Source organism: Bacillus sp. Xin1 (assembly GCF_013314535.1).
GTDB lineage: Bacteria > Bacillota > Bacilli > Bacillales > Bacillaceae_G > Bacillus_A.
The window spans coordinates 20,778-27,769 of sequence record NZ_JABUAE010000045.1 but is presented as its reverse complement, the minus strand read 5'-3'; the positions used below and the strand labels follow the sequence as shown (position 1 = coordinate 27,769).

Here is a 6,992-nt window from a genome sequence, read left to right as displayed (position 1 = left end):
CATATATCAGCGATTTTTTCAATATATCAACCATTCGACACAACCTATCGACTGTTCGACAATGTTCAACAGAACACCTTAATTAAATCCTAATATTTCGTTGGCTCATTTCGAATTAAAAACAAATGAATTGGAAGAAAAATAGAACATGTTATCACATGAATAATCGTAAATAATACCGAATTCGTACCATACCGGTCCAAAATGGCATATACCAAATAAATTGACAGAACAAGCGAGACTCCTGTTGCTAGCACACTTATAATCGGAATAAAATTTAAAATAAAACATAGAACATATATCCCAAATACTTTCCACCCTGCCCCTTCTTTCAAAAATCCAGGTAACTTCTCCCTTGCCAAGTCCCCCCACACTTTACTATTTAAAAACGGAATAAAAGCAAGAACACCATCATTAGCACCATCATTTTTCGCCATCGTATAAAGTGCAAATGCCGTTAATATATACGCAAGGATACCCCAAATTACAATAATTAAAATAAAAGTAAAACTAAGCGCTAAAAAACCAGCAAATATACCTTGATCTTCCATCGCTCCCTCTCCCTCCTACTCTCATCATATTTTATATCCATTTCCAATCACTTCTTTATATAATATGAATAAGAAGCCTGAAAGGAGAACGATTTTATGCACCCATTTGTAAAAGCCTTACAGCAACATTTCATTGCACATCAAAATCCTGAAAAAGCAGAACCAATGGCTCGATATATGAAAAACCATTTCCCATTTCTCGGTATTCAAACACCGGAAAGAAGAAAGCTATTACGCGAAGTAATACAAGTACATACACTTCCAGACAGAGAGGAATTTCAAATCGTCATTCGTGAACTTTGGTCTTTACCAGAACGCGAATTTCAAGCCGCCGCTCTCGATTTATTACAGAAATATAAAAAACATCTCGATAAAACTCACATCCCATTTTTAGAAGAGCTCATGATAACAAAGTCATGGTGGGATTCCGTTGATGGTATCGTCCCTACATTCTTAGGAGACATCTTCTTGAAATATCCAGAGGCCATTCCTACCTATATTCCGAAATGGATCGCTTCAGAAAATATATGGTTACAGCGTGCCGCAATCTTATTTCAACTCAAATATAAACAACAAATGGATGAAGAACTCCTCTTCTCAGTCATTGGACAACTCAAATCTTCAAAAGAGTTTTTCATTCAAAAAGCAATTGGCTGGGTACTTCGTGAATATGCAAAAACGAATCCGCAAGTTGTATGGGAATACGTTCAAAACAACGAACTTGCTCCTTTAAGTAAACGAGAAGCAATTAAGCATATTCGCTCTACTATGAGCACCTCTTCAAACTAAAAGGATAGTAAAATAAGTGAAACACTACCGTATATATCCCTTTAAGCCCTTGCTATGAAAACAAAAGAAGATATCCACTCATTTCCTCCTTCTGTTTTAGCATAGCATAAGACTAAAAAAGGCACTGTCCGCTTCTACCCATGAGCGGGTGCTCTCTTCCACCAAAAAAGAATGGTTTTACATCGGTTTTTATTTTGTATCTACATAGATACACTCGTTCCTCTATTGTGATTTAAAAAGGAACGTGATAGAATATGGTCATTATTATTAAATATAGTAGCGATGACGGACTTATAAGTACTTGCACAAAAAGCGATTCAGGGATAGTGAAAGCCTGAAAAAGCGAGGAAACGGCAGTCTCGAGCAATACATGATAAAGTGGATGCGTGTTTACACACTCATCAACTAGGGTGGAACCGCGGGTATATACAAGCTCGTCCCTAGGCATAAATGCCTAGAGACGAGCTTTTTTATATTTAAAAGCGTAAGTGGCTTGTTCAGAATGTGAGGGGGATGGAGCTTCTGACATAGAGGCGTTCTCTGCCTAGGCGGAAGAAGCGAAGCCACCGAACATCCTAGCCACTGGAGCTGGATACATCTAAAAGCGCAAGCGGCTTGTTCAGAATGTGAGGGGGATGGAGCTTCTGACATAGAGGCGTTCTCTGCCTAGGCGGAAGAAGCGAAGCCACCGAACATTCTAGCCGCTGGAGCTGGATACATCTAAAAGCGCAAGCGGCTTGTTCAGAATGTGAGGGGGATGGAGCTTCTGACATAGAGGCGTTCTCTGCCTAGGCGGAAGAAGCGAAGCCACCGAACATTCTAGCCGCTGGAGCTGGATACATCTAAAAGCGCAAGCGGCTTGCTCAAGACATTGCCTTTCCACAAGTACACTCTGTCATCGCCAATACGTTAACTTTTAAAAGGAGGATTTTTATTATGTATTCAATGGAACAAGTTGTAAACTTAGCGAAGCATCGTGGTTTTGTTTTCCCTGGTTCTGAAATTTATGGTGGTCTTGCAAACACTTGGGATTACGGTCCACTTGGTATCGAATTAAAAAATAACGTTAAAAAAGCTTGGTGGAAAAAATTCATTCAAGAATCTCCATACAACGTTGGCTTAGACGCAGCAATTTTAATGAATCCAAAAACTTGGATCGCTTCTGGTCACGTTGGTAACTTTAACGATCCAATGATCGACTGTAAAAAATGTAAAGCGCGTCATCGTGCTGATAAATTAATCGAAGATGCTTTAGATGCAAAAGGTATCGAAATGATCGTTGACGGTTTGACTTTCGATCAAATGGCTGACTTAATGAAAGAACACGAAGTAAAATGCCCAGACTGCGGTAGCCAAGAGTTCACAGAAATCCGTCAGTTCAACTTAATGTTTAAAACATTCCAAGGTGTTACTGAATCTAGTACGAACGAAATTTTCCTTCGTCCTGAAACAGCACAAGGTATTTTCGTAAACTTTAAAAACGTACAACGCTCTATGCGTAAAAAACTTCCATTTGGTATTGGCCAAATCGGTAAAAGTTTCCGTAATGAAATCACACCTGGTAACTTCACATTCCGTACACGTGAATTTGAACAAATGGAACTTGAATTCTTCTGTAAGCCTGGTGAGGAACTAGAATGGTTCACATTCTGGCGTAACACTTGTAAAAACTGGTTACTATCACTTGGTATGCACGAAGAAAGCATGCGCCTTCGTGACCACGGTGAAGAAGAATTATCTCACTACAGTAATGCAACAACTGATATTGAATTTAAATTCCCATTCGGTTGGGGCGAACTTTGGGGTGTTGCATCTCGTACAGACTTCGACTTAAAGCGTCACATGGAACATTCTAACGAAGACTTTAACTATATCGATCCACAAACGAACGAGCGTTACGTACCATTCTGCATTGAGCCATCTCTTGGCGCAGACCGTGTAACATTAGCGTTCTTATGTGATGCATACGAAGAGGAGCAATTAGAAAATGACTCTCGTACAGTTCTTCGTTTCCATCCTGCTTTAGCACCATACAAAGCAGCAATCTTACCATTATCTAAAAAGTTATCTGAAGGTGCTAGTGAAGTGTTCGCAGAACTAGCAAAAGACTTCGTGGTAGACTTTGATGAAACTGGTTCTATCGGTAAACGTTACCGTCGTCAAGACGAAATTGGTACACCATTCTGTATCACATATGACTTCGACTCAGTTGAAGACAAAGCTGTTACAGTACGTGACCGTGACACAATGGAACAAGTTCGTATGCCAATTAGCGAATTAAAAGGCTTCTTAGAGAAGAAAATTCAATTCTAATGATGAAAAGGCTGCCTGGGGGCAGCCTTTCTTATATCTCATATTTCCTAACGGTCGATATATAAAGTGAAACTTTAATCAGTGGGGGTTTTCTTCATCCCCCACTGATTATTAGCCCTCACCAATCGGGCTGTTACGGGCAGTTTATCTCCCACCTAACTTCTTTGCTCCCGCCGAATTTTGAGGTGGGAGTATTACTGCCCGTTAATGCGGGATAAATCCAATTTGATTTTCTAGGCTATAAGACTTTCAATCATTTCCTCCTTCTGTTTTTGCATGGCATGGGACTAAAAAAGCACTGACCGCTTCTGCACATGAACGGATCCTCTTTCCCACCTAAAAGGAAGGTTTTTCATTGGACTTTCAATCCCTATTTATATATTAATAACTAATTAAAAAAAGACTGCCCAAGGGCAGCCTTTTTTATCGTTTCTCTTTAATTGCGACTGTGCATCTTGAAATACATAGTAAATCATCATTTTCGTCAATGATTCTTACATCCCAAACCATTGTTGTTTGCCCTTTATGGATTGGTGTACCAATCGCTGTTACAATTCCATCACGTTTCGAGCGAATATGATTTGCATTGATTTCAAGTCCAAAACAAATACACTTTTCTTGATCAATCAAATTATAGGATCCTACGCTTGCTACCGTTTCGGCCAATGCAACTGATGCACCACCATGTAAAAAGCCAAATGGTTGGTGTGTACGTCCATCTACTGGCATCGTTGCTACCACTTTCTCCTCTGTCATTTCTAACAGTTCAATCCCAAGCGCATCCATCAATGTTTTTGACATGCAACTTCCCCCTACTCCTTATTTAAAAATGTATAATTTCCCCTATTTACTTTCAAACTATCCATAGCACTTATCTAAGGAGGTTCCATCTATATGAAAAATAAATTCTGTATTCTATTACTCTTAGTCTCCTTGCTCATCATTGTACCAAATTGTACGAATGCAGCCCACCCTTCTGACCTGACAATCGATATTAAGACTGTTACGCAAAAAGGTAAGAAACCTTATTTAGAATATCAAATTAGTAGACCTTATTTTAGTAACTTTTACGATCCAGAATTTCAAAAGAAATTGAATACATACTACAAAACAACGACAGATCGTTTTAAAACAACATTAGCAAAAGAAGCGAAAAAATACTATAAAGAAGCTCAGGAATCAGATGCTCCTTTCCACCCATATGTTGCAAATGTTGATTATAAAGTCACATTACAGCAGTCTCCCTTACTTAGCTTATATGTAAATTATTATCAATATACAGGCGGAGCACACGGCCTCTATACATGGAAGGCAAATACATTTGATTTAAAAGAAAAGAAAGCTTTACGTTTAGCTAATTTATTTCAAAAGGGCAGCAACTATAAAGACATCATTCGTGCAGAAATCGTTAGACAAATTAAACAAGATGAAAGTATTTACTTTCCAGATGCAGCTGAAAAAGTGATGAGTACAAAGAAATTCAATTACTTTTTAGAACCGGATAATCTTGTCGTCTATTTCTCTTTATATGAGATTGCCCCTTATGCAAGTGGAATTCCGCAATTTCGAATTCCATACACATTACTTAGGGAGTCACTAAAGCCTAACTATCAAAACATTTTAATTGACAATAAAGAGATGAATTAGCTACGATAATGTTAACTAAATAACAACAGGAGGTTAACATTATGAGACAATTACGCGCTTTAGATTTAGCACTAGCTGCCATGTTTGTTGCACTCATGGCAATCGGTGCGAATATCGTATCTTGGGCACCATTTTTACAAGTAGCTGGTGTTCCACTTTCTATGCAACCATTTTTCGCTATTTTAGCGGGGCTTCTTCTTGGGAGTAGACTTGGTGCCTTATCTATGGTTGTTTATATGCTTGTTGGAGTTGCAGGAGCACCGATTTTCGCAAATTTCAAAGCTGGGTTTGGAGCACTTTTAGATCCTACTGGTGGTTTTATTATCGCATTTATTATTGTTGCTTACGTATCAGGAAAACTCGTAGAACAAAGAGAAAAGCCACAGTTTGGTACATTTGCAATTGCATCTTTTACTGGAATTATTTTAACTTATATCATCGGTACTACTTATATGTATGCAGCTGTAAACTTTTGGATGGGTGGAGATATGAGTTACAAAGCGGCTTGGGCAATTATGATGTGGTTCGCAGTTAAAGATATTATCTTTACAATTATCGGTGCTGTCATTGCACCCCGCATATATTATGCAGTTCGTCGTTCTGCTTATCAGCATTCTCATTCGACGCTATAATAATGAAAAAAGAGTTACTCCGAAACAGAGGAGTAACTCTTTTTATATTAAGATTCTTGCTTCGTTTGCTCATCTAAAATTTTCTTCATCATAACAAGCATGTCATCTCTTAACTCTTCATGCTGAAGTGCCATTTCAATTGTCGTTTGAACAAAGCCTAATTTTTCTCCAACATCGTAACGCTTTCCTTCAAAGTCATAAGCAAATACACGTTGAATTTCATTTAAGCTTTGAATCGCATCTGTTAATTGAATTTCGCCACCCGCACCAATATTCTGGTTTTCTAAGAACATAAAGATTTCAGGTGTTAAGATATAACGTCCCATAATCGCTAAGTTTGAAGGCGCTGTACCTTGCACTGGTTTCTCAACAAAATTACGAACTTGGTAACGACGTCCATCTTGTTCTAATGGATCGATGATTCCATAGCGATGTGTTTCTTCTTCTGGAACAGTTTGTACACCTATAACAGATGAAAGTGTTTTATCATATTCATCCATTAATTGGCGTAAACATGGTTTTTCAGCTTGAACGATATCGTCACCTAATAAAACAGCGAATGGTTCATCACCAATGAATTTACGCGCGCACCAAACGGCATGCCCTAGTCCTTTTGGCTCTTTTTGGCGGATATAATGAATATCAACCATTTTAGAAGAAGCTTGTACTTTTTCAAGCAACTCATATTTTTTCTTCTCTAATAAATTTTGTTCTAATTCAAACGCATTATCGAAGTGATCTTCAATAGAGCGCTTTCCTTTACCAGTAACAATAATAATATCTTCAATTCCAGATGCCACAGCTTCTTCTACAATGTATTGAATCGTTGGCTTATCTACAATTGGAAGCATTTCTTTCGGCATGGCCTTTGTTGCTGGTAAAAAACGCGTTCCTAATCCCGCAGCGGGAATAATCGCTTTTCTCACTTTTTTCATAAAAAATACCCTCTTTTCTGTTCTAATCCTTAAGCTATATTTCTTTACTCGTATACGAAAGTTAGTACTCTGACCTCAGTAATTGAAATGTTACAGACAGTATACCACATCGATTCTTTTTCCCT

General features: G+C 38.2%; 7 protein-coding genes. 4 read left to right on the top strand and 3 right to left on the bottom strand.

Annotation, left to right across the window (positions count from 1 at the left end; translation table 11 throughout):
- Positions 1-89: 89 nt before the first annotated feature.
- A complete protein-coding gene (locus HRG09_RS23960) occupies positions 90-551 on the bottom strand; it encodes a hypothetical protein (RefSeq protein ID WP_174103315.1) in 462 nt (153 codons plus the stop codon).
- Positions 552-647: 96 nt separating this feature from the next.
- On the opposite strand from HRG09_RS23960, the gene HRG09_RS23955 reads away from it, so the two are divergent.
- Entirely contained in the window at positions 648-1,340 is a 693-nt protein-coding gene (locus tag HRG09_RS23955; protein ID WP_174103314.1) for a DNA alkylation repair protein, read from the top strand.
- Positions 1,341-2,276: 936 nt separating this feature from the next.
- Positions 2,277-3,653, top strand: a complete 1,377-nt coding sequence (locus HRG09_RS23950; protein WP_174103312.1) for a glycine--tRNA ligase — start codon at positions 2,277-2,279, stop codon at positions 3,651-3,653.
- A gap of 423 nt (positions 3,654-4,076) precedes the next feature.
- Here HRG09_RS23950 and HRG09_RS23945 read toward each other — a convergent pair whose 3' ends face one another.
- Positions 4,077-4,454 carry a hotdog fold thioesterase gene (locus HRG09_RS23945; protein ID WP_174103311.1) on the bottom strand — a complete coding sequence of 126 codons (378 nt, stop codon included), beginning with the start codon at positions 4,452-4,454 and terminating at the stop codon, positions 4,077-4,079.
- Between the two features lie 93 nt (positions 4,455-4,547).
- Between HRG09_RS23945 and HRG09_RS23940 the strand changes: the two genes are divergently transcribed.
- Together HRG09_RS23940 and HRG09_RS23935 are read left to right on the top strand one after the other, a co-directional pair.
- A complete protein-coding gene (locus HRG09_RS23940) occupies positions 4,548-5,300 on the top strand; it encodes a DUF3298 and DUF4163 domain-containing protein (RefSeq protein ID WP_174103309.1) in 753 nt (250 codons plus the stop codon).
- Between the two features lie 41 nt (positions 5,301-5,341).
- On the top strand, positions 5,342-5,932 hold the full coding sequence (locus tag HRG09_RS23935; RefSeq protein ID WP_174103307.1) for a biotin transporter BioY: 591 nt from the start codon (positions 5,342-5,344) through the stop codon (positions 5,930-5,932).
- Positions 5,933-5,979: 47 nt separating this feature from the next.
- Here HRG09_RS23935 and galU read toward each other — a convergent pair whose 3' ends face one another.
- On the bottom strand, positions 5,980-6,867 hold the full coding sequence (gene galU / locus HRG09_RS23930) for a UTP--glucose-1-phosphate uridylyltransferase GalU (protein WP_174103305.1): 888 nt from the start codon (positions 6,865-6,867) through the stop codon (positions 5,980-5,982).
- Between the last annotated feature and the right edge of the window lie 125 nt (positions 6,868-6,992).

Coding starts and splice junctions, on each gene's coding strand:
- HRG09_RS23955 (WP_174103314.1), top strand. CDS start 648: ATGCACCCATTTGTAAAAGCCTTACAGCAACATTTCATTGCACATCAA.
- HRG09_RS23950 (WP_174103312.1), top strand. CDS start 2,277: ATGTATTCAATGGAACAAGTTGTAAACTTAGCGAAGCATCGTGGTTTT.
- HRG09_RS23940 (WP_174103309.1), top strand. CDS start 4,548: ATGAAAAATAAATTCTGTATTCTATTACTCTTAGTCTCCTTGCTCATC.
- HRG09_RS23935 (WP_174103307.1), top strand. CDS start 5,342: ATGAGACAATTACGCGCTTTAGATTTAGCACTAGCTGCCATGTTTGTT.
- HRG09_RS23945 (WP_174103311.1), bottom strand. CDS start 4,454: ATGTCAAAAACATTGATGGATGCGCTTGGGATTGAACTGTTAGAAATG.
- HRG09_RS23960 (WP_174103315.1), bottom strand. CDS start 551: ATGGAAGATCAAGGTATATTTGCTGGTTTTTTAGCGCTTAGTTTTACT.
- galU (WP_174103305.1), bottom strand. CDS start 6,867: ATGAAAAAAGTGAGAAAAGCGATTATTCCCGCTGCGGGATTAGGAACG.